The organism is Candidatus Scalindua japonica, assembly GCF_002443295.1.
Classification (GTDB): Bacteria; Planctomycetota; Brocadiia; order Brocadiales; family Scalinduaceae; genus Scalindua; species Scalindua japonica.
This window is the reverse complement of the sequence record NZ_BAOS01000001.1, coordinates 1-21,959: the sequence shown is the minus strand read 5'-3', so window position 1 is coordinate 21,959 and position 21,959 is coordinate 1. Positions and strand designations below refer to the sequence as shown.

19 protein-coding genes, 1 tRNA gene and 1 pseudogene are annotated in these 21,959 nt (G+C 38.2%); 3 read left to right on the top strand and 18 right to left on the bottom strand.

Features of this window, described 5'->3' with window-relative positions; genetic code table 11:
* Window positions 1–41: 41 nt before the first annotated feature.
* The 10 genes from SCALIN_RS00100 to SCALIN_RS21860 all read right to left on the bottom strand — a co-directional run bounded on the left by SCALIN_RS00100 (window position 42) and on the right by SCALIN_RS21860 (window position 15,608).
* On the bottom strand, window positions 42–371 hold the full coding sequence (locus SCALIN_RS00100; protein WP_096892231.1) for a heavy-metal-associated domain-containing protein: 330 nt from the start codon (window positions 369–371) through the stop codon (window positions 42–44).
* Window positions 372–817: 446 nt separating this feature from the next.
* Window positions 818–1,303: a hypothetical protein gene (locus tag SCALIN_RS00095; protein WP_096892230.1), complete on the bottom strand. Its 486-nt coding sequence runs from the start codon at window positions 1,301–1,303 to the stop codon at window positions 818–820.
* Between the two features lie 116 nt (window positions 1,304–1,419).
* Complete coding sequence (locus SCALIN_RS00090; protein ID WP_096892229.1) at window positions 1,420–2,106, bottom strand: potassium channel family protein; 687 nt, start codon at window positions 2,104–2,106, stop codon at window positions 1,420–1,422.
* Between the two features lie 127 nt (window positions 2,107–2,233).
* Entirely contained in the window at window positions 2,234–3,805 is a 1,572-nt protein-coding gene (locus SCALIN_RS00085; RefSeq protein WP_096892228.1) for an HD domain-containing phosphohydrolase, read from the bottom strand.
* 181 nt (window positions 3,806–3,986) lie between these two features.
* On the bottom strand, window positions 3,987–4,553 hold the full coding sequence (locus tag SCALIN_RS00080) for an SAM-dependent methyltransferase (protein WP_162532078.1): 567 nt from the start codon (window positions 4,551–4,553) through the stop codon (window positions 3,987–3,989).
* Window positions 4,554–5,081: 528 nt separating this feature from the next.
* Window positions 5,082–6,395, bottom strand: coding sequence for a TolC family protein (locus SCALIN_RS00075; protein ID WP_096892226.1), 1,314 nt, complete (start codon window positions 6,393–6,395; stop codon window positions 5,082–5,084).
* 177 nt (window positions 6,396–6,572) lie between these two features.
* Window positions 6,573–7,928, bottom strand: a complete 1,356-nt coding sequence (locus SCALIN_RS00070) for a sigma-54-dependent transcriptional regulator (protein WP_096892225.1) — start codon at window positions 7,926–7,928, stop codon at window positions 6,573–6,575.
* A 49-nt stretch (window positions 7,929–7,977) separates the two neighbouring features.
* Entirely contained in the window at window positions 7,978–9,060 is a 1,083-nt protein-coding gene (locus SCALIN_RS00065) for a two-component system sensor histidine kinase NtrB (RefSeq protein ID WP_096892224.1), read from the bottom strand.
* 193 nt (window positions 9,061–9,253) lie between these two features.
* Complete coding sequence (locus tag SCALIN_RS00060) at window positions 9,254–13,210, bottom strand: efflux RND transporter permease subunit (protein WP_096892223.1); 3,957 nt, start codon at window positions 13,208–13,210, stop codon at window positions 9,254–9,256.
* Complete coding sequence (locus SCALIN_RS21860) at window positions 13,203–15,608, bottom strand: heavy metal-binding domain-containing protein (RefSeq protein WP_162532077.1); 2,406 nt, start codon at window positions 15,606–15,608, stop codon at window positions 13,203–13,205. The genes SCALIN_RS00060 and SCALIN_RS21860 overlap by 8 nt, the downstream gene beginning before the upstream one ends.
* Window positions 15,609–16,378: 770 nt before the next feature.
* Here SCALIN_RS21860 and SCALIN_RS00050 point away from each other — a divergent pair.
* From SCALIN_RS00050 to SCALIN_RS00040, 3 genes are read left to right on the top strand one after another with little or no spacing between them, the layout of a single operon-like run.
* Window positions 16,379–17,263, top strand: a complete 885-nt coding sequence (locus SCALIN_RS00050; RefSeq protein ID WP_096892222.1) for a hypothetical protein — start codon at window positions 16,379–16,381, stop codon at window positions 17,261–17,263.
* 10 nt (window positions 17,264–17,273) lie between these two features.
* On the top strand, window positions 17,274–17,540 hold the full coding sequence (locus SCALIN_RS00045) for a helix-turn-helix transcriptional regulator (protein ID WP_096892221.1): 267 nt from the start codon (window positions 17,274–17,276) through the stop codon (window positions 17,538–17,540).
* 53 nt (window positions 17,541–17,593) lie between these two features.
* Window positions 17,594–18,649 (top strand): tyrosine-type recombinase/integrase, encoded by a 1,056-nt coding sequence (locus SCALIN_RS00040; protein ID WP_096892220.1) that lies wholly within the window; start codon window positions 17,594–17,596, stop codon window positions 18,647–18,649.
* 25 nt (window positions 18,650–18,674) lie between these two features.
* Here SCALIN_RS00040 and SCALIN_RS00035 read toward each other — a convergent pair.
* The 8 genes and pseudogenes from SCALIN_RS00035 to SCALIN_RS23680 form a co-directional block, all read right to left on the bottom strand.
* A tRNA-Ala gene (locus SCALIN_RS00035) sits at window positions 18,675–18,750 on the bottom strand.
* 225 nt (window positions 18,751–18,975) lie between these two features.
* Window positions 18,976–19,203 (bottom strand): annotated as a pseudogene (locus SCALIN_RS23690) (tyrosine-type recombinase/integrase); the annotation flags it as partial.
* A 476-nt stretch (window positions 19,204–19,679) separates the two neighbouring features.
* Complete coding sequence (locus tag SCALIN_RS00020; RefSeq protein WP_096892217.1) at window positions 19,680–19,916, bottom strand: hypothetical protein; 237 nt, start codon at window positions 19,914–19,916, stop codon at window positions 19,680–19,682.
* Between the two features lie 268 nt (window positions 19,917–20,184).
* Window positions 20,185–20,292 carry a helix-turn-helix domain-containing transcriptional regulator gene (locus SCALIN_RS23685; protein ID WP_420885406.1) on the bottom strand — a complete coding sequence of 36 codons (108 nt, stop codon included), beginning with the start codon at window positions 20,290–20,292 and terminating at the stop codon, window positions 20,185–20,187.
* Window positions 20,293–20,493 carry a helix-turn-helix domain-containing transcriptional regulator gene (locus SCALIN_RS00015; protein WP_203415288.1) on the bottom strand — a complete coding sequence of 67 codons (201 nt, stop codon included), beginning with the start codon at window positions 20,491–20,493 and terminating at the stop codon, window positions 20,293–20,295.
* Window positions 20,494–20,564: 71 nt separating this feature from the next.
* On the bottom strand, window positions 20,565–20,738 hold the full coding sequence (locus SCALIN_RS21855) for a hypothetical protein (RefSeq protein ID WP_162532076.1): 174 nt from the start codon (window positions 20,736–20,738) through the stop codon (window positions 20,565–20,567).
* A 41-nt stretch (window positions 20,739–20,779) separates the two neighbouring features.
* Entirely contained in the window at window positions 20,780–21,253 is a 474-nt protein-coding gene (locus SCALIN_RS00010; protein ID WP_096892216.1) for a hypothetical protein, read from the bottom strand.
* A 364-nt stretch (window positions 21,254–21,617) separates the two neighbouring features.
* Window positions 21,618–21,905, bottom strand: coding sequence for a group II intron maturase-specific domain-containing protein (locus SCALIN_RS23680; RefSeq protein ID WP_096892215.1), 288 nt, complete (start codon window positions 21,903–21,905; stop codon window positions 21,618–21,620).
* Window positions 21,906–21,959: the final 54 nt, after the last annotated feature.

Sequence of the window (21,959 nt, the reverse complement as noted above, 5' to 3'; positions counted from 1 at the left end):
TCTGGAATTATTTCAGAACTCTCTAAACACCTTGTTTGAAGTTAATACATCTCCTCTATGTCTCCCGGAGGTATTTCAAAACCTGCATGTTCTAGCGTTTCAATTACTTCTTTAAGCTTGCCTGCTTCAATCTCTACAGTTGCCTTACCATCTTTGTAACTTACAGCACAACCCATAACACCCGAACACTGTGTGACTATAGTCTCTATTGCTTTAGCACAATGTTCACAACCCATCCCCTTTACCTTGAATTCAATCTTTTTATGATCCGTGGCTTGTGCCGTATTCACACAAGTTGTGTTTATTGCCAGTCCAAGGATTATGGCAAATATAGAAACATATCCGAGACTTAAATATTTGTTAGTAAGCATTTTCTTACCCCTCTTTTTTACAGAATTTTAATTAATAAAGCTAAACACTATTTACAATAATTATTTTTTCCGATTATTGTCTCTCCTTCCTTTATTGACTTGTTATATAAACCTTCAAGGAAGTAAACTTCTGCGGCTACAGCGTTAACTCCATGTATTCTTTCTTAAGTTCTAACTATACTAATCGCAACCCTGATGCCAAAAGATGCTCATCTTTATAAATACTCCTTAACGTATTTTTGCTATGGAGTTTATGTTTAATTTTTTATTTAATTGATGGTGTGAAAGAGATGTTCACTTAATTAATAGTTGGAATTCAAGCAGTGGATTGTTGGAAATAAAACTATGACAAAGTAGCGTCGTTGTACTTCAGATGTTGAATGGACTCTTGATACTCAATACTGTTTGTGTAGAATCTTAAAACGATAAAATTACAAAATGGCTGCTTAATGTCCATAACTATGCAAGTCATAAGTATCGTGAGCCGGGTGCAACCATTTATCTCTTTCGTAGTCCGTGTCTATTTTATGGTCATTGTACTCAAAAGTTTTTAGTTCCAGGATAGTATCATCACTAGTGACATCACGATATCCGCCTTCACGTAATTGTCCGGTGACAATTATTTTTTCATTATTCACCTTTGCCTCTTCTGCCAGATGCACACATTTAGCGATAACGGTTGTATTATAACCATTTTCATAGCAGTAAATACGCTTCCCGTTTTCTTCGATAATCAATTGCCAGTTTACAAATCTGTCACCAGAATACTCATTTCTGACTACATATCCTGATATCTCTACCTTCTTGTTTCTATACAAGGAAGGCATATCAACAAGATCGGAAACTGTTACTTTCATTGGAGGGGCATAGACACATCCTACAATTGTTGCTACGGCAAACACAAATATGATATTAACTAATATTTTTTTCATGGCATACCTAACATTAATAATTACTTATGAATAAAAAACAACTTAAACTTATGTAGGTTTTGGAATCTCCCCAGGAAACTAATTAACAGTGCGACATATCTCATACCTCTGTCCGTTTATTTAGAATCTGTAGTTTTTCTGAGATGTTGAGCAATATGAAAACCAACTAGTCGTGAAATAAAAACAACTAAAAAGATTTGCCCTGTTAATGCTTCTAATGTTGAAAGTACCATAGCCCATTCACTTTTTGGAACAATGTCACCGTATCCTAATGTTGTTAGTGTTGTAAAACTAAAATAGAACAGAAATCTCATGGAATTTTCGTTGATAATTAAGTTGAATGCCTGGCTATTTAGATTTATGACAATCCCGTAAATAAACGTCCAAAAAATACCTATCAACAAATAAATTGAGATACCTCCTTGTATCGTATCGAAAGTCACCTTTGTCTCAGAAAAGATATGTAAAATAAAGATATAGATCGAAACAATGAAAATGAACGCATGTATAGAATTAAAAAGAATTAAGATTGTCTGTTTATGGTATTGCAAGACTTGAATGGCAGTCAAACTATGAATCAAAAATGTCAATAGAACAATAATGACACATGTGTAATATATTAACCTACTCAGACAGATAGCCCGTAAAGCAAGAATAATCACTACCATAAAGAAACATGGCAATAACTGATACTGTATATCTAGTTTTGAAATAATCGGCCCAGACAAAAAGAGAACTAAAATAGAGATTAATAAATGTGTGTATTTGTTAAACAAAGCTATGCCCAACTCTTTTTTTTTCATAAATTTGTTCCTGAAGAATGAGTATTAGAAGTCGAGGTTTGAGTATTTCAAAGTAAAATCTTCTCAAACGATAAAGAAAATAGCATATAACTTTAACTTAGTAATATTTATAGTTAATATGCCAAGACTATTCTATAGCAAACGCTTTCTCACATTCCAAAAAAGCATCTACAATATCCGGGTCAAAGTGTTCGCCTTTATCAGACTTAATTCTCCCGACTGCCTCGCCATGTGGCAGTTTACCCTTATAAGACCTTTTTGATCTAATTGCATCATAAGCGTCACACAGCGTAAAAATTCTCGCCTCCAGAGGAATTTCCTCACCCTTTAAGCCATCCGGATACCCTTTACCGTTATATTTTTCTTGATGATACGCACAAATATTTCTACCTATAACAATAAATGATTGCCTGAGTTTGAATTTGTCTATAGCATCCTGTAACACTTGCTTCCCTATAAGGACGTGTCTTTTCATCTCTTCAAACTCTTCCTCAGTCAGTTTTCCTTCTTTTAACAGGATTGAATCTTGTATCCCCACTTTCCCAATATCATGCAGAGGAGCGGCATCGTAAAGGTCTTCGATAAACTCACTGGTAATGATTCTTCGGTATTTTTTATGATTGCGTAACTGTTTCGCCAGTACCACAGAGTATTTTCTTGTCCTTTCCAAATGTTGCCCTGTTTCAGGGTCTCTCCTTTCGGCAAGTTCAGCAAGAGAAAATATGATGGCCCTTTGCGCTCCCATTAGTTCTCTGAATCTCAAGAGATTTAGATATCCAATAATCAAGATGAGAAATAGAAATAAGGCAAGAAGTATTATAGACACTAATATCAATCTTTGTAAAATTGCTTTCAACATAGGGTGCTTGTGAAATATTGCCACTACTAATTCCTTGCCGGGAAGAAGCTCTACATCAGAATAGTGAATAGTTTCATAATCTGAAATGTCTATCCAACCGGAGCTGTCGCTAAAATCATACTGAGACCCATTAAAGCTAATAGATCCGTCCTGTCTTAACGAGATTAAATTTCCATCCTCAGTCTGAATAAACATATTTTCAGGTAAAATCTTAAGAAGCCTTGATAAATACATATTCAGAGCAAGAATCCCTTTTTTTTCGCCTTTAGAGTTAAACAAAGGTATAGCTAACCCTATCATTGGAAAGTTATGCACCGCTATCTCTTCCTTCTGAATTCCTGAGTGTATTGGTGATACGTAAATCTGATTGTTATCCAGCTTTATGGCTTCCTGGAAATAGTCTTTGTTCTTCCTATTTTGTAATTGTGTTTTAGAAACAATCACGGCGGTACCATCCTGTTTATTATCAATTCCAATTACTTCAGATCCTGAAGAATCTATAATACTAATTTGATAATAATGTTTACAAACTTTCGCGAACTCGTAAAGTAGCTTTTCAACTTCACTTCTATAATCTATAGATTCATAATTACTGTTTACATATTCTCTAGTGCTTGAAATATTTCTCAGGAAGAGCAAATCATGCTCTAAGTCAGCAAACAAAACTTTAATATTCTTCTTTGCAGAGAGTAATTGTGAAACGGCATTACCATGTCTCCATTTTGCTTCTCGCTCATATATCTGGTTTACACCAAAATACAGAACTGATCCAATAAAGATAAAAAGGATTGTAATGATTGATAAGAATGCCTTGTTTTGTTTTATAAGCTTCCTGTTCATACTTATTCCTCTCAACTATGTCACCAGAAGGCGCAGGCAAGTGTATGATATAAAAGAAGCGTAAAGAAATCTTCTAACTAATTTTTTTACATAACACAATAAATATGCATGGCCTAGTCAGGTAGATTACTGAAATCGTTTATAATCTATTCAGGTGAAGTACCGTTAAAAGCTATGAATTTCATCTATTGGAAAATATTACAAAGTCATCACGTCCACAATCTTCGTATGTTTTCGACAATAAAACGGTCTTTTCTAAAAGAGCTTTTTCAGTAGGATGAACATATACGACTAGCACACTACGTGGAGAAACAGTTAATGACTGTTGTAAATTTGTAATAAATCTTTCCATTATTGCTCTTTTAAAAGGATTAAATAAAAATATAATACTTGGTTCTATAGGAAAATGAAATTCCAATGCATTGCAATTGAAAAGTTCAATACACTCCTTTTTACCGAGTTTTTTGCTGTAATTTTCAATATTACGTTTTGCAGTCTCGTGTAATTTTTTTGAAAACTCAACCCCAACAATTCTACGGAAATTGTATCTTATCGACATAAGAAGAACCCGTCCTTTACCGGACCCGATATCGATAAAGTTGTACTTTGTATGATCTATGTTGATTCTTTTCATAATTCTATGGAAACGTCTTACACCACAAGCTTCATAAGACCATGTAAATTCCCTGTCAGGAATATCTAATACTCTTCTGTCTATTTTTTTAGTGGTATCTACTTTCCACACCATATCAAATACAAGCCCTTTGTAAGAATATATAGATTCTTTAATAATATTTTTAGAACTATTGTATAAGATAGGCAAGATTTTTGATCGCTTATACTGTTTCTTAATATAAAATTTACATAAACTTATGAACTGTTTCATATTATCAGAAGCCTGATGTCACTATAACTCATAGAATGAAGCAAGAAATTAAAATTCAAAGTTAGATATAGAAAATAATTATTACATATACAAATATCAATCTTGTATATGTAATCGCATACTACACCCATTTATCAAGTAGCACATTTTGTGTACGTGATGATTATTTTTTCTCAAATTGTTTAGGTATTACATGTCACAACTTTGATGCAAAAAAACTAAAGGTGTAAAACAAATACTTAACTTTCAATTTTTATGCAGCTTACGTATGATATTAATTTATATTTAGAGTACGTAAAGGATGTGAACATTATTTGTAGTTGGATTTCAGACAATGAGGTGTGTGAAATAAAGCAATGATAGAATTAACAAAGTTTCATTTTCGGGGTTTTATGGAATTCTAGACAGCTCTGAACCAACTACCCTTTCTAATCCTGCTATGTTTATGCCAAAGTCAGCTACTGCCCTATAAAATGCGAGATTAAAGTCAAGTAGAACCCTCTGGCTGTCAATGAGATTCAGAAAATCAACCTGACCTGACTGGTAGCCGACCTCCGCTGCCTTAAGGGACTGTTCTGCCTGCGGAATAATACTGTCCCTGTATAGTTTAACCAGTCTCTCTGCTGTCTGTACCTTGAAATGAAAATCCTTCACTCCAAAAAGCATCATGTTTTCCATATTCTTATATGCCTTTTTGCTGGATTTGAGTCTGGCATTTGCCTCTCTTACACCTGCATCATATTTCTTCTTCTGGAAGATGGGAACATTAATGCTCAAAGTACCCGTATAGGAATCCCTGCTTTCATCAACCGGTGATGACATCACACTTGATGGCATATCATTGATAAACGTATAGTTAAGACCAAAAGTAAAGTCCGGATAATACTGTTTCTTCGCAAGCTTATAAGCCGCCTTATCCCTTTCTATCATGTGTTTAAGGACACTGAGGTCAGGATTGATTTCCTTTGCCTTCTCGTAAAGATTTTTCAGTGAAACAGTAAGTTCTGTAGTATCAACTTTCTCAGGAACTCCAAGTGGAGCGTCCGGGTGGCGGTTTAACAAAGTATTTATCCTTGCTTTGGCAGTTTCCTTAAGCTGATCCAGAGTAATCAATTCATTCATTATCCTCGAAAGCTCTACCTGCGCCTTTAAGACATCCTGTTGTGTTGTTTTAGCCGTGGCGTATTTAACCTCTGCAATTTTGACAAACCTTTGTAAAAGGTTCTTGTTTTCCTCGTTTATGTTTATTGAATTATGCACCCAGAATAATTCATAGAAAGCTGATTTCGCCTTTGCCACAATCTGCCTTTCAAGTGTTCGATATCTTTCTCCAAATGCCTTTGCTTCGTTCCTGGCAACCTCACCCTTTAATCTGAGCTTTCCAAAGAATGGTATTTTCTGTGATGCCATGACCCCTGCCTGTTTTTCTCCCACACGGGTTTGTACCTGTTCACCATAATAAGTAAAACCCAAGACCGGGTCGTTTAGGGACTTTTCCTGTAATATTTTCTCTGTTGATGCGTTCCAACTCAGTTTTGAAGACTGAAGTTCCGGATTCATCAGTAATGCTTCATTTATAACCTCTCTTATTCTTAAAATATTGTTCTTTCCCTCTGACAGTGCAATTCCCGTAAATATCAAAATAATCAATAATACGGGCAACAACAACTTAGAGAAGAAAAGGATTCTTTTTTTTAAATACATTATTTACCTCTTTATTTCTTCAATTATTTTTTGTTATTATTCAATAGATTCAAATACCAACAACTACTCAATAAAGTAAGTAGTTGTAAGTTATTGATTTCCTAAGGATTTTAAGCCTGCAACTAGAATTCTGCAAACCTGAATGAATATTCTAAGTGAGGTATAAATTGGATAAAACTACTTTATATTATACTTCTCTAATCTATATATAAGCGTATTTCTTGTAATGCCCAAAAGCACAGCTGCTTTTGTCTGATTTTGCCCGGATTTTTTCAGGGCATTTATTATCAGCCCCTTTTCTACCTCTTCAAGCTTGATACCTTCATCAGGGATTTCCAGTGACATTGGACTATAAAATTGCTTAGTCTTGATGTGTTCAGGTATATCCTCAGACCCAATCACATTGTCTTTTTTCTGTAAGACAATTGCTCTTTCAATAATATTTTCAAGTTCTCGTACATTCCCCGGCCAATCATAGCGATTAAGAATGTCTAAAATCTCTGGCAGTAACTTGCAGTCTTTACTACCGTGTTTATCCATAAAGTGCTGGACGAGTAGAGGTATATCATCTTTTCTTTCTCTTAACGGAGGCAGCAAGATAGGAATTACACTAACTCGATAAAACAGATCCTCTCTAAATTTACCCTCTTTAATAGCAATCTCCAATGGAATATTCGTTGCCGTAATAACACGTATATCCACATTTGTATTTTGTGCTGCACCAACCTTGTCTATAGATTTTTCTTGCAGTACTCTGAGTAATTTTACTTGCAAATCTTTATCCATGTCTCCAATCTCATCCAGAAAGATAGTACCTCCATCTGCAGCCTCAAACTTTCCTGTTTTGTCCTTGATCGCACCGGTAAAAGCTCCTTTTACATATCCAAACATTTCACTTTCCATGAGGTTTTGAGGAATTGCTGAACAATTTACCGTAATAAATGGTTTCTTTGCCCTCGAACTATTAAAGTGTATGGCTCTTGCAACTAACTCCTTGCCTGTCCCGCTCTCTCCCTGTATAAGAACTGTTGAATCACTCTTTGAAACTCGTGCAATTAGATCGAAGACACTCTTCATCTTTGAACTAGCACCAATAATATTGTCAAGCTTAAAACGGTCTGTTAGTTCCTGTCTTAGCCTTAAATTTTCAGATATCAAGTTTTGAAAATCCAGGGCTTTCTCAACCATAACCTGAAGTTCATCTCTGTCAAAAGGCTTTGTGATATAGTCGTAAGCACCCAATTTCATAGCATTCACTGCTGTTTCTATGCTTCCGTGGGCAGTCATCATGATTACCAGAACATTAGCATTAAGTCTTTTTACCTCTTCCAATAGTTCTAAACCATCCATCTTGTCCATCTTTATATCAGTAACCACGACATCTACATCTTCGCTCTTAAAAATATTCAGTGCTTCTTCGCCATTACTTGCAAGAAGCAACCTATATCCTTTATTGCTAAGGTTATATTCCAGAACCCTTCTCAAACTTTCATCATCGTCTATTATTAGTATTGTTTTGTTAGTTAATACCACTTTCAGTCCTTACTTCCAAATTATTTTGAAGTTAAATAAATTTACACTTTTATACATCCCTAACGGGTAAACTGATTGTAAAACATGTTCCTTTGTTCTCTTCAGATGTAAATTTGATTTCACCTTTGTGACCATCAAGAATCCTGTGTACAATCGCAAGCCCCAAACCTGTACCTTTCTTTTTACTGGTGCAGAATGGAGTAAACAGATTTTTCTGCTGATCCTTACTGATTCCTAATCCAGTATCGGAAAAGACACACAAAATTTTAGAGCTATCCATGCGAGATTTTACCTCAAGCGTCCCACCATCCGGCATGGCTTGAACCGCGTTAATAATAATGTTCAGAAAAACCTGCTTTATCTGCTCTGGGTCAACATACACAGTTGGGAGAGTATCTTCTAAATGCGTCTTAAGGCTAATCCTGGCCTTTGCCATCTGGTGTTCGGTTAATTTAAGTACTGACAGGATAATGTTGTTAATTTCCGACAACTTCAACTCTGGTAGTTTGGGTTTAGCAAAGTCGAGAAAATCCGCAACTACAGTATCTAATCGATTAACCTCTTTTATAAGTATCTCTACAAACTCATATTCTTTATCTCCTGGTTTAAATTTATCAGATAAAATCTCAGCAGTTCCTTTAATCGAAGCAAGAGGGTTCCTGACCTCATGCGCGATTCCTGCGGAGAGTTTGCCTAACGCGGACAGACGATCTGCATGCCTTAGTTGTTCTTCCGCTTGAGCAAGCACTCCGGCTTGATGCCTTAATTTAGCAGTTGCATTCATTTGCTCCTGTGAAAGGAATCCTGTTACTATACCTATTATATGATAAAGAACGATTTCAAGTGTCTTTGGAAGATCATTTGTAAAAAAACTACCGCCCCACTGATAAATAACATGAGGCAGATAAAAAAAACTTACAACTATCGCACAGGATATGCCACCCTTTAAACCAAACCAGAAGGCAGCGAGAATAATGGGAACATAATAAAGTCTTCTATAAATCTCATGGAGACCGTGGTATTTATGTGTCGTACCCGTAAGGTAATGAAAAGTGCTCACTCCTATAATAAACAGTGCCAGTATCGCAATCTTCCAATAATATTTGTGATACTGTTTCGCTGAAGTCAACATATCTTATCCTCGTTAAATTAATTGTAATTATCGTACAGTTTGTAATCATGGACTTACTGCAAAACGTTAATCTCTGCGAATCATACATTCATACACATGACACATCTTCCACTTTTTATTTAACTATATAACATAGTATGCTATTATTAAAAGTATATTAGTTAATTACCAGAGCTGTTTTTTTCTGTTCTATCTATGCATGTTCCATGAATTTAGCATCTTTAATATTATGTTTGATCTTCCACTCCTGAACAGCGCAATAAAGCACAGGGACAATGAGCATAGTCATAATCTCAATCAGCATACCTCCAAAGCTTGGTATTGCCATCGGCACCATTATGTCGGAACCACGGCCGGTTGAGGTCAGGATAGGTATCAACGCAAGTATAGTGGTAGCAGTCGTCATCAGACAAGGACGTACTCTTCGTAAACCAGCCTCAACTGTGGCTTCCCGGGCATCTTTATATGATGTAATTTTTTGTTTCCAAAAGTTTTGATCCAGGTACGTTGAAATTACTACACCGTCATCTGACGCAATTCCAAACAATGCCAGAAAACCCACCCAGATGGCAACGCTCAGGTTTATAGTATGTACCTGAAACAGATCTCTCATGTTAGTCCCAAAGATGTCAAAGTTTAAGAACCACGGTTCCCCATAACACCAAATCATCAGGAATCCACCTGACCACGCGACCAATATGCCACTGAAAACCAGTAAGGAGGTGATGGCTGATTTAAACTGAAAGTAGAGGATGATAAAAATAATGAACAAGGCTACCGGCAAGACAACAGATAATGTTTTCTGTGAGCGTATCTGGTTCTCGTAACTTCCCGCGAACGTGTAACTGATCCCGGGTGGTAGTATAAACTCTCCACTTTCAATCTTCATTTGTAAATATTGCTGACACTCTTCAACGACATCCACTTCGGCCTGCCCTGCCTTCATATCGAAAAGGACATAACCTACAAGAAAAGTGTCTTCACTCTTAATTACCTGAGGTCCCCGCACATAATTGATGTCTGCCACCTGCTCTAGAGGTATCTGCGTGCCATCCGGAGCCGCGACAAGGATGCGGCCAAGCGTTTCAATCTGATCTCGCAATTCTCTTAAATATCTGATCCTGACCGGATACCGCTCGCGTCCTTCAACAGTTGTTGTTACGCGACGTCCACCAATGGCAATCTCAATCACATCCTGGACCTGACGCATTTTCAGACCGTAACGGGCAATTGCTTCCCGATTAAAATCAATCTCAATATACGGCTTACCAACTATGCGATCTGCGATTACCGCAGGCGCTTCAACACTTGGTACTTCCTTAAGCAACCTTTCTATAACCAAAGAGACCTTCTCAATGGTCTCCAGGTCCGGGCCTTTGACCTTGACGCCCATTGGGGCTCGCATACCACTCTGAAGCATCACAATTCGTGCCGCAATAGGTTGCAACTTCGGCGCTGAAGTGGTTCCCGGAATCTGTGCCGCATCTACTATTTCTTTCCAAATGTCATCCGGTGTCTTTATGTGATCGCGCCATTGTCTATACGGTTTTCCGTATGGATCCGGAATCAGGTTTCCATCATTATCACGGACAAATTCTTGTTTTTTCCCATCATAGAGAAACTTTATCCTGTGGCCGTCTTTGTCGGTAATGTATTCCGGTTTATAGTTGATAACTGTTTCGATCATTGAAAGAGGGGCCGGATCCAACGGACTTTCAACCCGGCCCAATTTGCCTACTGCCAGGTCTACCTCCGGAATAGAAGATAATCGCTTATCCTGAAACTGCAGCACATCAAGGACTTCACCTATCGAAGCATGCGGCATCGTTGTTGGCATGTAGAGGTATGATCCTTCATCAAGTGGGGGCATGAATTCCTTACCAAATCCAGGAAATGTATTAGAGACTCCTTTCCATAATGTTGTACTACGAATTGCATTCGGAACGAAACCGAAGACACGATCAACGCCCATCCAGGCACATACTCCAAGTAGCAAAATAAAAATTGGCACTAACATGAATGACTTCTTATGATCCAGGCACCACATGAGGATAGGTGCATACAAAAACCGTTGAAAGATCTGGAAAAATATTAACAAACCTCCAATTAGCAGCGCAACAAATACAAGATTACGCAGTAAACCCTTTTCCTGACCAAGTGGGAGCCAGTGATTAGTCAGAAGTATACCAACCAATAGGGCGGCGGCTATAATGATTACCCACTTCCCATAACTTCTTATGTGAGACGGCAAGTACTCTTCTGCTAAATGATAAGCCCCTAGAGCGACAATGATAATACCTGCCCACCAGGCAAGCCAAATGCTGATGACAATACCCGTCGCAATTAGCCCTGACAATAAAAACTGTTTAATTCTTCGGGTCCTGATTTTCGCAGTAAACAGGATATGGGCTGCCGGGGGGATGATAGTTAATGCAACAATAACCGAAGAGAAGAGAGCAAAGGTTTTGGTAAACGCTAATGGTTTAAATAATTTACCTTCAGCGCCAATCATGGTAAATACTGGTAAAAAGCTTACTATTGTAGTTGAAACGGCAGTTGTTATAGCACCGGAAACTTCTCTGGTAGCACGGAAGATTACGTCCAGACTGTTTTCCTCCGGACGGGCTTCATCCAAGTGTTTAAGTATATTCTCACACATGATGATTCCCATATCTACCATTGTTCCTATGGCTATAGCTATACCGGACAGGGCTACAATATTAGCATCCACACCAAAGGTTTTCATCGCAATGAAACACATAAGCACAGCAATTGGAAGCAGCGCACTGATTAAGATGGAACTACGAAGATGCATTACCAATACAAGCACAACTATGATCGTAACCAGGATTTCCTCAGTGAGCGCTGTATTTAATGTACCCAATGTCTCATAGATAAGTCCTGAACGGTCGTAGAATGGCACTATTGTAACGTGGCTGGTATTTACCCAATAAGGCCAATCTTCGCGTGAATTTTTAAGCAACCAATTTAGCCAATCCTTCTGGTTCAGTTCCGTGTTATTGTAGGCATTAAATCCATTGTCATCAGCAAAAGCTTCAACTTCTGTACGCGTTGTTTTTTTATAGTCAACAACTGCCTTAGTCGGAAGCCCAGGCGATATTCCATCAATCTTTTCCTTAACATTCTTTATTGCTTCCAACGGATTAAAGCCATATCTGACAACAACACTACCTCCGGTTGCCTCGGCCCCTCCTTTGTCAAGGGCGCCCCGACGCAAAGCAGGACCCAAAGCAACCTTCGCGACATCCTTTATGTAAATTGGCACATTATCGTTAACAGTAATTACCGACGTTTCTATGTCTTTAACTTTTTCTATGAATCCCAGACCTCGGATTATGTATTCTACCTTGTTTACTTCAATAGTTCGTGCGCCAACATCAATATTGGACATACGTACCGCCACAAAAACATCTTCCAGGGTTACATGGGCAGCTCGCATAGCATCAGGGTCAACGTCAATTTGATACTCCTGTACATAGCCTCCGATAGAAGCCACCTCACTAATTCCCTGGGCCGCCAACAGAAAGTACCTGACAGACCAGTCCTGTATGGTGCGAAGCTCATTCAAGTCCCACCCGCCAATCGGATTTCCGTCAGGATCTCGTCCTTCGAGTGTATACCAGTAAACCTGACCTAATGAGGTTGCATCAGGCCCAAGAGTTGGTTGGACCTCTGCAGGTAAGGTTCCTGCGGCAAGGCTGTTCAGTTTTTCAAGTACCCTGGTCCTTGACCAGTAGAATTCGATGTCTTCATTGAAAATGATATAAATAGAGGAAAATCCGAAGAAAGAGTAACTGCGGATGGTCTTAACACCAGGAACACCGAGTAAAGAAACAGTCAATGGATAGGTAATCTGGTCCTCAACGTCTTGCGGTGAACGCCCCATCCATTCAGTAAATACAATCTGCTGATTTTCACCAATGTCTGGGATAGCATCGACAGGAACCGGATTTCGTGGCAGAAAACCAATCTTCCAATCAAACGGAGCAACCACCACGCCCCATCCTATTATTGCAAGCATCATCAATGCTACCACCAGCTTATTCTTAAGGCAGAATAGAGTTATTTTATCAAGAAACGAAATCTTATCTCCTGAAGGATGTTCTGATAAATGGCCAGTATTACTCATGATGGTGTTTTTCCTTATGCTCCTCTGTTTGTCCTTTGAATATCAATTCTACCTTATCAGCACACTTCAACATGGCCTGGCCAAAATAAGGATTAATGACCTGCTTATCATCTTGCAGCCACATTGCTCCTTTGCCACCAAAAACCATTGGACAATGCAGCTGGTAAACAGTCCCGAATCCTTCTGGTTCAAATGTATTTACCAACACCATAAGTTCATCGGAAAGTAAGGAAAAGTGTCCCCTCATCGGCTTCAGCCCCTCTGCCTGATTCATACTTTGCAATATCTGAACGAGATTGGAATATTCTTTCTTCCACACCTGATGAGCATCTTCGGCAAGAGGTTTAGCATCTACCGATGATAGTGATGTTTGAAAAAGTGTGATAGCTTGTTGGGCGAGTAAAAAATCGTCGCCGGCAAGGGCCTTTTGAAGTGATAGATATGCATCCCATAGTTTGACGAGTTGTGACTTAAAGACAGAAGGGACTTCCTGATGCTGAGATGGATGAGACATTTGAACATCATGTGAAATACCAAACTGATCACGCACGCGACGCATATTATTTGTCAACACTTTAAACACACGATCAACATCCGTAAACTTTTTTACATCGCGTCCTTCCACGACGTCGTTGTTTAACAACATCGATAACTCCTTCCACATCATCAAAAGATGTTCGCTCAAAAGAGTTCCGTCCACTTTACTAAGAGCTTCACCAAAAATATGAATTTTGTTGTGAAAGAGGCCAATGTCCTTCAATTCAACTACCTTTGCTACAGCCTCATAAGCCGATTCAAGTGTTTGCAGTAGACTCTGAAACTCAGCAGGAACACCACTGGAGATCTTTGTTTTTCCCTGCCCGCTTTTGGAAGGTTTTCCTCCTTCGCCATGTTGATGACCACCGCTTCCACCACCCTCAGGTGTCATCATACTTGGTTTAGCCTGGATCTGGACAGCACTGTCAATCTTGAAGTTTCCGTTGGTAACTACTATCTCACCTTCCTTCAGTCCGCTTCGCACCAGGTAGTAATCGCCGGCCCGCGGTCCAAGCACTATCTCTCGACCTTCGAACGTAGGCTGGTCAGTATCAGGGAGTTCTACATAGACAATAGCTCTGGTACCGGTTACTAAAGCCGCAGAAACCGGAATAACAAGTGGTTTAGACTCTTCTTTGCTATCTACTGAAACATAGCCAAGTGACTCTGCTCGAACCAATGGCATACCACAAATATCACAATCACCGGGGTTACTTTTGATAATTTCCGGGTGCATTGGACTTATCCATTTTCCAACTAAATGAGGATCTACAACTCTTCCGCCCGTTGAAATCTGTGTTCGAACAACTCCATGCACAAACATTTCCGGTTTAAGTTTGCCTGAAATATTTGGCACGTTGACCCGCACCTTCACTGTACGAGTTTTTTCATTCAGAACCGGTTCGATAAAGGCAATTCTCCCAATAAACCCTTCACCTGGATAAGCCTCTGTTGTAAAACTGATTTCCTGTCCATATCTTAACCAAACGAGATCGGACTCGTAGGCATCTAACATAACCCATACTTGACTCAAATCAGCGATCTTGTAAATACGATCACCTACATTAACGTAATCTCCTTCCTGACGGTTCTTCTGGATCACAATACCACTCATGGGAGAGTAGATAGTTAAATGGTCGGATGGTTTTTCACTTTTCTCAATTTCCTGGATCTGTTCCTTGGCCATTCCCCACAATCTCAGTCTCTCTCGAACAGGTTCAAGCAAATCACCAACATCCGGAAAAACAGAATCATTCCCTGCTTGTCCTCGTGAGCGTTTCAAAACCTGTATCAACTCATCCTGCGTTGAATAGAGCTCCGGGCTGTATATGTATACCATATGGTCACCTTTCTTTACTGCCACCCCAGTATAATCAACGTAGAGATCATCTAAACGGCCAGATATCCAGGCAGTAATGTATCCCAGTCTGGTCTCATCATAATCAACTTTACCCACCATCCTTACCTCGGCAGTTACATAACGCCGTTCAACAGGTGTAGTCTGTATATTCATCAATGCACGTGCGTCATCACTGATCACGATCTGCCGCATACCTCCCATCTTTTTTCCCTTCGTTTCAGAGCTGACAGGAATAAGGCCCATCCCGCAGATAGGACATTTTCCAGGCCCCTGTTTTTGAATATTTGGATGCATGGAACATGTCCAGAACATCGGTTTCTCTATTTCGTGCCGTACTGACATGCCTGTTTCGTTTGTAGATAATCTTATTGCTGGGTCTGAAAAAATCCAATGGAAGAATATTCCTAAACAAAATGCCAGTACTATTAGTCCGATGACAAGTTGCATCTGATATTTCACATAAAACTGTTTTCCCCATTGAGAATTAGTTTGATTATTCATGTCAAGATCTCCAAAATCCAATGTATGATGCTAACTCTGTAGATTATCATCATTTCTTTCATCAGTGTGTCTAAAAGATATAAGACTGAAATTAAACCGAAAGGTTACTAGAAAGAAATTCTTAAATACTAATGTTAAGTATGTATACACAATTCATATGCCAACTAATCGACAATAAGAAAATTGTATTTATAAATATAGGGAAATTTATTGAACACAAATTCAATAAATTTCTAGATACTTATGTAATGTATCTTACTGACATCAAATAACTTATTGTAATTACAGTTTTTGTTCTATTTGTTAAGTATTTAAAAGGTTCGATTGAGAAATTCTACTCAAATTTTTGTCAAATATTTCTAAATTTAGGTTTTGTTAAGCTAGTGCAACACATTTTTGCTTGATATGCCACAGCAACTAGTAGCATATCAAGCTATTTCATGACAAGTTAGAGTTCCATGATCTGAAAGTAAGAGTCGTGATGATAAGATAATTTACAATGGAAAAAGGAATGTGTGGGTATTTTGCTTACGAAGGGACACTTATCACCTTCCCACCTGAAAGACGTAGTCGGGCAAGTGCCGTCTGTTAGAATTATTTCTGATGAGATAGAATGCTTAATATCACAATCACTCAATTTGTGATTAATATTTACGGCGGAATAAGTAGTTAACAATACATAAAAACTTAAACTTTTTTATTATCCAGACGATCTTAGAATGTTAATATGTGTTCTGAGTTATTTAATACAAACGATAACTGGAGGGATTATGAAGAATGCAAGCACTAATAAGAGCATATTAGGAAAATACTATTGGTGGGCACACTTAGCGCCAATTGAGATATTAACTCGCAAAACTCGAAAAACCCGTAATCAACTACCACAAATCAAAGATGCCTTTCATATGTTAAGAGATAGTGCCGCATGCCTGTTTTTATCTGAATTGATTAAAGCGAAATATGATTTTGGTGGCGTATTATACAATATACCTCCAGATGTATTTTTCCCAGAAACGCAAAAAAATAATCTTGTTTTCTCGTCTCTGCCTAACCTATCAAATAATGATCTTATTCTACATACAACCCGCCCGGCAATGAATGATGATAAAGAGAATGACAAAAGATGGTTATTTAAAAGCGGTTCCGAATTAGAAAAAATAATATTAAAAAACATGGAAAGATTCTTTCTTTATTGTAACAGGCAAAATATTATATTGTCCAAAGAAATAAAGTACGATGGGCATTATAGGGCAATAAAATTTAATCTCAAAATTGATGCTTATATAGCATGTAAAGCAAATGTATATGATCAACTCGGCCTGGAAAAAATAAGTAAGAAGAATAAAGTTTCCAAAGCCAATAAAACAGTTGGTTATATTGTTTACATTCCTGAGCTTATTAATGATAACTACAAAGAGATTGGATCTCCAAGTGTTTTATCAGTATTTGGTCTCAACGGTTCAATGACTCATATTTGGTTATATTTGGTTTTGACTAAATATCCAGACCTGATAAAGGAAATGATCTCTTCTAAAAAACCAAGAATAATTCTAGCAGAGTTTAGTCCAGAAATATCCAATGATATAATTCCCCATGATTTAGCTTCTGTTGTTAACTCTGTAGACTGTGAAATCAAAGTTGATGTAATACTTTAATTTAAAAATAATGAAAAACGAATTAAATGATAAATCAGTAGTAAACAGAGAAAGATATGTGGATATCAAAAGAGTATCTAAATATACCTCTCTCCCAGTAAAGACTATATACGATTGGTCGAATCAGGGAAAATTCCCTTGTATAAAATATGGGAGACGTATTTTATTTGACATTCAAGACGTAGATAAGGCAATGGCTAACTTGAAACAACCGTATCTTCAGTGTGAAAAAACTGTTAATAAAATCATTGGAGACCTTCATGGTAATGGTATATAATACTGCCGATAGCGACATACAGATACAATCAGGCTTCGGGAAAGGATATATTAATGTTTAAACGAAGCGGTATCTGGTGGATGTGTATTGTTCGTAACGGTAGGAAAATTCAGAAGAGTCTTGAAACCTCTAACAAAAAGATTGCCAAAACGATAGAGGAAAAAATTAAAACAGAGCTTGTTCAGGGAAGTTATTTTGAAAAGCCTATCGGGAGTAAAAAGACTTTCAAGCAATTGATGTCAAAGTTTATGGTGGAACATGCTCCAAAGGTCTCAAGCAGTACGCAAAGGGGTTACTGCTCATATTCAAAACACCTTATCAAATTTTTTGGTGAAACGAACTTGCTTTCTATATCAACAAAGAAGATTTCACGGTATAAGGTTATAAGAAATGAAGCAGGAGCAAAACCAGCAACAATCAATCGTGAATTGGCAATGTTATCAAAAGCTTTTAATTTAGCTGTCAGAGAGTGGGAATGGTTAAGTGAAAATCCTGTCTCAAAGGTTCCTAAAGAAAAAGAGAACAATAAAAGAGACCGGTGGCTGACTCTAGAGGAGGAAAACAGGATTCTTAGTTTTAGTCCTGAATGGCTAAGTGAAATTATTATTTTTGCACTTAATACAGGCTTGAGGCAAGATGAGTTGCTTTCGCTCGAATGGTCAAGGGTAAGTCTAATCCGTAAAACGATTCTTATTCAGAAAAGCAAGAGTGGCAGACCTAGAACTGTACCTCTGAACAGATTTGGATTAGAATTGCTAAACATGAAATATTCTAAAAAGGTTCTAAGCATTAATGGGCTTGTTTTTGTCAGTAGTGTAGGTACAAAGATTGATGCAGATAACCTGAGAAGAGCTTTTTATGGTGTATTAGAAAAAGCTGAAATTGAGAATTTTAAATTTCATGATTTACGGCACACTTTTGCAACTCGCTTAGCGCAGAGTGGAATTGATATTTACAAGATAGCAAAACTGCTCGGGCATGAGGACATAAGAATGACTCAGAGGTATGCTCACCATTGCCCGCAAAGTCTAAGAAGTGGAGTAGAGATTTTAGAATCTTACTACAATCCTACTACAATGCCAAAAAAAGAGTCTTTAATTAACGTCTGATTTTGTTGTAAGTCCTTATGTGATATGGTGGAGGATAGGGGAGTCGAACCCCTGACCTTTTGAATGCCATTCAAACGCTCTCCCAACTGAGCTAATCCCCCGCATTGATGTAAGCTTTTACTGCTTAGTTCTTTATGGAGATTATTTTTAGCAAAATTGCACTTCAAAGTCAAGCTTATTAAGCAAATGTATTCAAATTGTAGTCAGTTTCTAGCATTTGTACTCCATCTCTTAAACTTTCAGGACAATGGTGAGAGCAACGCTGAGTCATTCTGTATGTCTTCGTGCCCCAGCAATTTTGATATCTTAAATATATCCACACCCATTTAAGCTAAGCGAGTCGCAAAAGTATGCCGTAAATCATGGAACTTAAAGTCCTCAATTTTAGCGTTTTCTAATGCCTTGTCAAAAGTCCTTCGGATATTAGAAGGGTTAAGCTTTGTACCTGCTTTGCTAATAAATACAAGCCCCTTAACATTTCTTATTGTTTCTTCAGACTTTTGCAATAGTATACTTAATGCCGTTTGATTCAATGGAAGGGTTTTTGGCTTTCCACTTTTTGTTTTTGGATAAAATGGTTTTCCTCATTAAATCTACCCTATGTCACTCTAAAGAAAGCAATTCATCCTGTCTTTAACACCGATTTTCACAGGTGTTTAAATCATCATAATAAGCCCCTGATCATGCAGTCCAAATAATTTCTATTGATTTTTTGTCAAGCCATGGTACACAAAAAGAGGATTGTAATTTTTCCACCCCAAGATGTACAGGGGTATGCCCTCTTTTTCTTATTTTGATTGTACACTTTTCTCCGTCATATACAACCCTGCCTGGTATATCAATAAATTTTCTAAAGACCGTAGGGGCAAGACTGTTTTCAAACCTTCGCAAATCCTTGTGCAAACCGATTATAGAGAGTATCTGCTATCATTGACCATAAAATATCAAAATGTATTCGAATCATAAGCGGTGAGGAAAGGGTATTAAGATTGAAACATGCCACCATCTCAGCGAGTCTGTTTTCTCTCCTCTAACGCTTAGCATACACTTCTAAAATACTTTGCATGGACAACTCTGTATTATTTGTCAAAATGAAAGTAGGTTTGCTACGGCCATGATCTTTTACTATTAGTTGTCGAAAGACGTTTTTACCGTCTTTTAACCTGACTTGATTTTCATAAACGGATACCCTTTTGTGTTTTCGGTTTAGAATAGGCACGTAAATCTTTTTCCAAACCGCCCCTGGCAGTCCCTCTGTCTCTTTCACCAGCTTCGCATAACGCTTACGTAGTGTTATAAACTTTACCTTAATGTTGGTAATATATGAGAGATACTATCCAGAAGGAGAGCACACGCAACGGCATGGATATGTAGAGAATCTAAAAGCAGCTATGATCGTATTGGCTGGTCATTGTAAGCTTACGTCTTGTAAGAATTGGTATCTTATATTAAACTTTTGGAAAATGTCAAAATGAGTTAGCTTTAATTGTAATTAATAAAGATTCTACCCTATCTGTTTTACAAATAAGAGGAATTTACATTGTTACTTCCGGCGTCACAGAAATACGCAACCCTACTGCATGAAGAACTTTTGCCAGGGTTTCTAGCCTGGGATTACCTTTTTTTGATAAGGTTTTGTACAGCTATTCCCTATTCAGATGAGTTTTCTTTGATAGAGATGTCATGCTTCCGACTCGCGCCTCAGCTACATCTTTTAAAGCAGCCGTAAATAGTTCCATGTCACGATCTGCAAGTATCTCTTCCAGGTACATAGCAGCGACTTTAGGATTTTCCAGCAATTCCTTACTCGTTTTATCAAACGATCTGCTTGCTTTTTTTGTCATGGCTTTGTCCTTTCCATCCTTTTCCTTGACTGTGGTCTCAGAATAAGGACAACGACAGCTAAGCGCAATCTCTAAGGGCGTCTTTCCCTTACCTCCCACATCCAAATGACGCTGGCAACTACTACACGAATCAAAAACCGAAGCTCATTATCAAGAAGATGGTCAAAAACCTTCTTACGGTCTCCTCCTCGATCTATCATCCATATCCCTCGCTTCGATACCGACTCAGATACCGAATTAATCACCGATCGCCACTCCTCTATTCTCACTCATAAAGTCAGAACTCTCAGTAGAGTAAAGACCACCGTAAAGAGGCACTACAGACTCTCCTTGTAACTCTGCCCCCAACTAGATGGCACCACCAATAACCAGTACCAGATTCCTTCTCACTTCCATCTCGAATCATACAAAGATTCTCCATTTTCTTCGCATACTTTTTCCTTAAATCACTCGGATCAAATATCAAAAGCGTATCCCTATGTATACGGGAAGATCCTTCCTTCAATAGATTATGTTGCACTGCAGACCCAAGAGATTTACGACCTAACTGACGTGAAAGCCGCTCCTGCGTCTTCTTGACCGAAATATTCTCCTCCAATACCCTGGCTACTTTTGTCAAAACGACCGATTGACTTGCTTGTGTGCCGTAAACAAGCTCAGATACCAATCGCTTACTTACTTTGTGTAATCCTTTTGAAAGTTCCCCCGAAAATTTCCCGATTTGCTCTCGTAATCTACTAACAACCTTGCTATATTCCATTCAAGCCTCCTTTGGTATTATTATATGGTTCAACTACTTACAGGTTATTGAATCCTTTTATAACATAGGAGGCGCCTTTTAAAAAAATCCTTACAAAAAGTGCCCCCAATTTCTGTAGGGTCAAGGAATGGCGAGTTGTTTTAGGTATCCCCTTGGCTGTTTCCGCCGTTTCCAGCATCGTGCCCGTTTAGGTTCTCCATACTACTTCTCCATTCCCTGCCACCTCAGTAGGGTCGAGAACTGGCGAAGTACAATGCCCGCTTCCAATTCCCGCCACGTCAAACGCAGCATGCGGTTTTCCCGCACTACGCTTTCCTATTAACTTCTTCTAACGGCTTATAGACCTATCGATCTGGCAGCACTTTCAAACTTGGTATCGTTCAATTCTATAGTTACTGAATAACTTCAGAGTATTATATAGCCAATTTCTACTCCACCTGTTCCAGCCGAAGCCACCTCGTTTCCTAGCACGCATAAGATTTCTACGGATTTTCTTTTCCACCCAGTCTTTAACATAACCAAAGCACCTGCTGGAATTTCCAATCCGAAAGTAATTTACCCATCCACGTAACATAGGATTAATTATTTGTATAATCCGATCTACTGGCTGTGAATTAAAACGACGAAACACCTCCTTGAGGAACGCCTTTATTGCCGTTAACTTTCAATATGAGCTTCAGCAGCCTCATAACCTTGTCATCATCGA

What these genes read in the sequence shown, in the direction of transcription:
- SCALIN_RS00090 (WP_096892229.1), bottom strand. Translation starts at nt 2,106, where the DNA reads ATGAAAAAAAAAGAGTTGGGCATAGCTTTGTTTAACAAATACACACAT.
- SCALIN_RS00065 (WP_096892224.1), bottom strand. Translation starts at nt 9,060, where the DNA reads ATGTTGACTTCAGCGAAACAGTATCACAAATATTATTGGAAGATTGCG.
- SCALIN_RS00050 (WP_096892222.1), top strand. Translation starts at nt 16,379, where the DNA reads ATGAAGAATGCAAGCACTAATAAGAGCATATTAGGAAAATACTATTGG.
- SCALIN_RS00060 (WP_096892223.1), bottom strand. Translation starts at nt 13,210, where the DNA reads ATGAGTAATACTGGCCATTTATCAGAACATCCTTCAGGAGATAAGATT.
- SCALIN_RS00075 (WP_096892226.1), bottom strand. Translation starts at nt 6,395, where the DNA reads ATGTATTTAAAAAAAAGAATCCTTTTCTTCTCTAAGTTGTTGTTGCCC.
- SCALIN_RS00045 (WP_096892221.1), top strand. Translation starts at nt 17,274, where the DNA reads ATGAAAAACGAATTAAATGATAAATCAGTAGTAAACAGAGAAAGATAT.
- SCALIN_RS00010 (WP_096892216.1), bottom strand. Translation starts at nt 21,253, where the DNA reads ATGGAATATAGCAAGGTTGTTAGTAGATTACGAGAGCAAATCGGGAAA.
- SCALIN_RS00095 (WP_096892230.1), bottom strand. Translation starts at nt 1,303, where the DNA reads ATGAAAAAAATATTAGTTAATATCATATTTGTGTTTGCCGTAGCAACA.
- SCALIN_RS21860 (WP_162532077.1), bottom strand. Translation starts at nt 15,608, where the DNA reads ATGAATAATCAAACTAATTCTCAATGGGGAAAACAGTTTTATGTGAAA.
- SCALIN_RS00085 (WP_096892228.1), bottom strand. Translation starts at nt 3,805, where the DNA reads ATGAACAGGAAGCTTATAAAACAAAACAAGGCATTCTTATCAATCATT.
- SCALIN_RS00015 (WP_203415288.1), bottom strand. Translation starts at nt 20,493, where the DNA reads ATGACAAAAAAAGCAAGCAGATCGTTTGATAAAACGAGTAAGGAATTG.
- SCALIN_RS00100 (WP_096892231.1), bottom strand. Translation starts at nt 371, where the DNA reads ATGCTTACTAACAAATATTTAAGTCTCGGATATGTTTCTATATTTGCC.
- SCALIN_RS00080 (WP_162532078.1), bottom strand. Translation starts at nt 4,553, where the DNA reads ATGGTGTGGAAAGTAGATACCACTAAAAAAATAGACAGAAGAGTATTA.
- SCALIN_RS00040 (WP_096892220.1), top strand. Translation starts at nt 17,594, where the DNA reads ATGTTTAAACGAAGCGGTATCTGGTGGATGTGTATTGTTCGTAACGGT.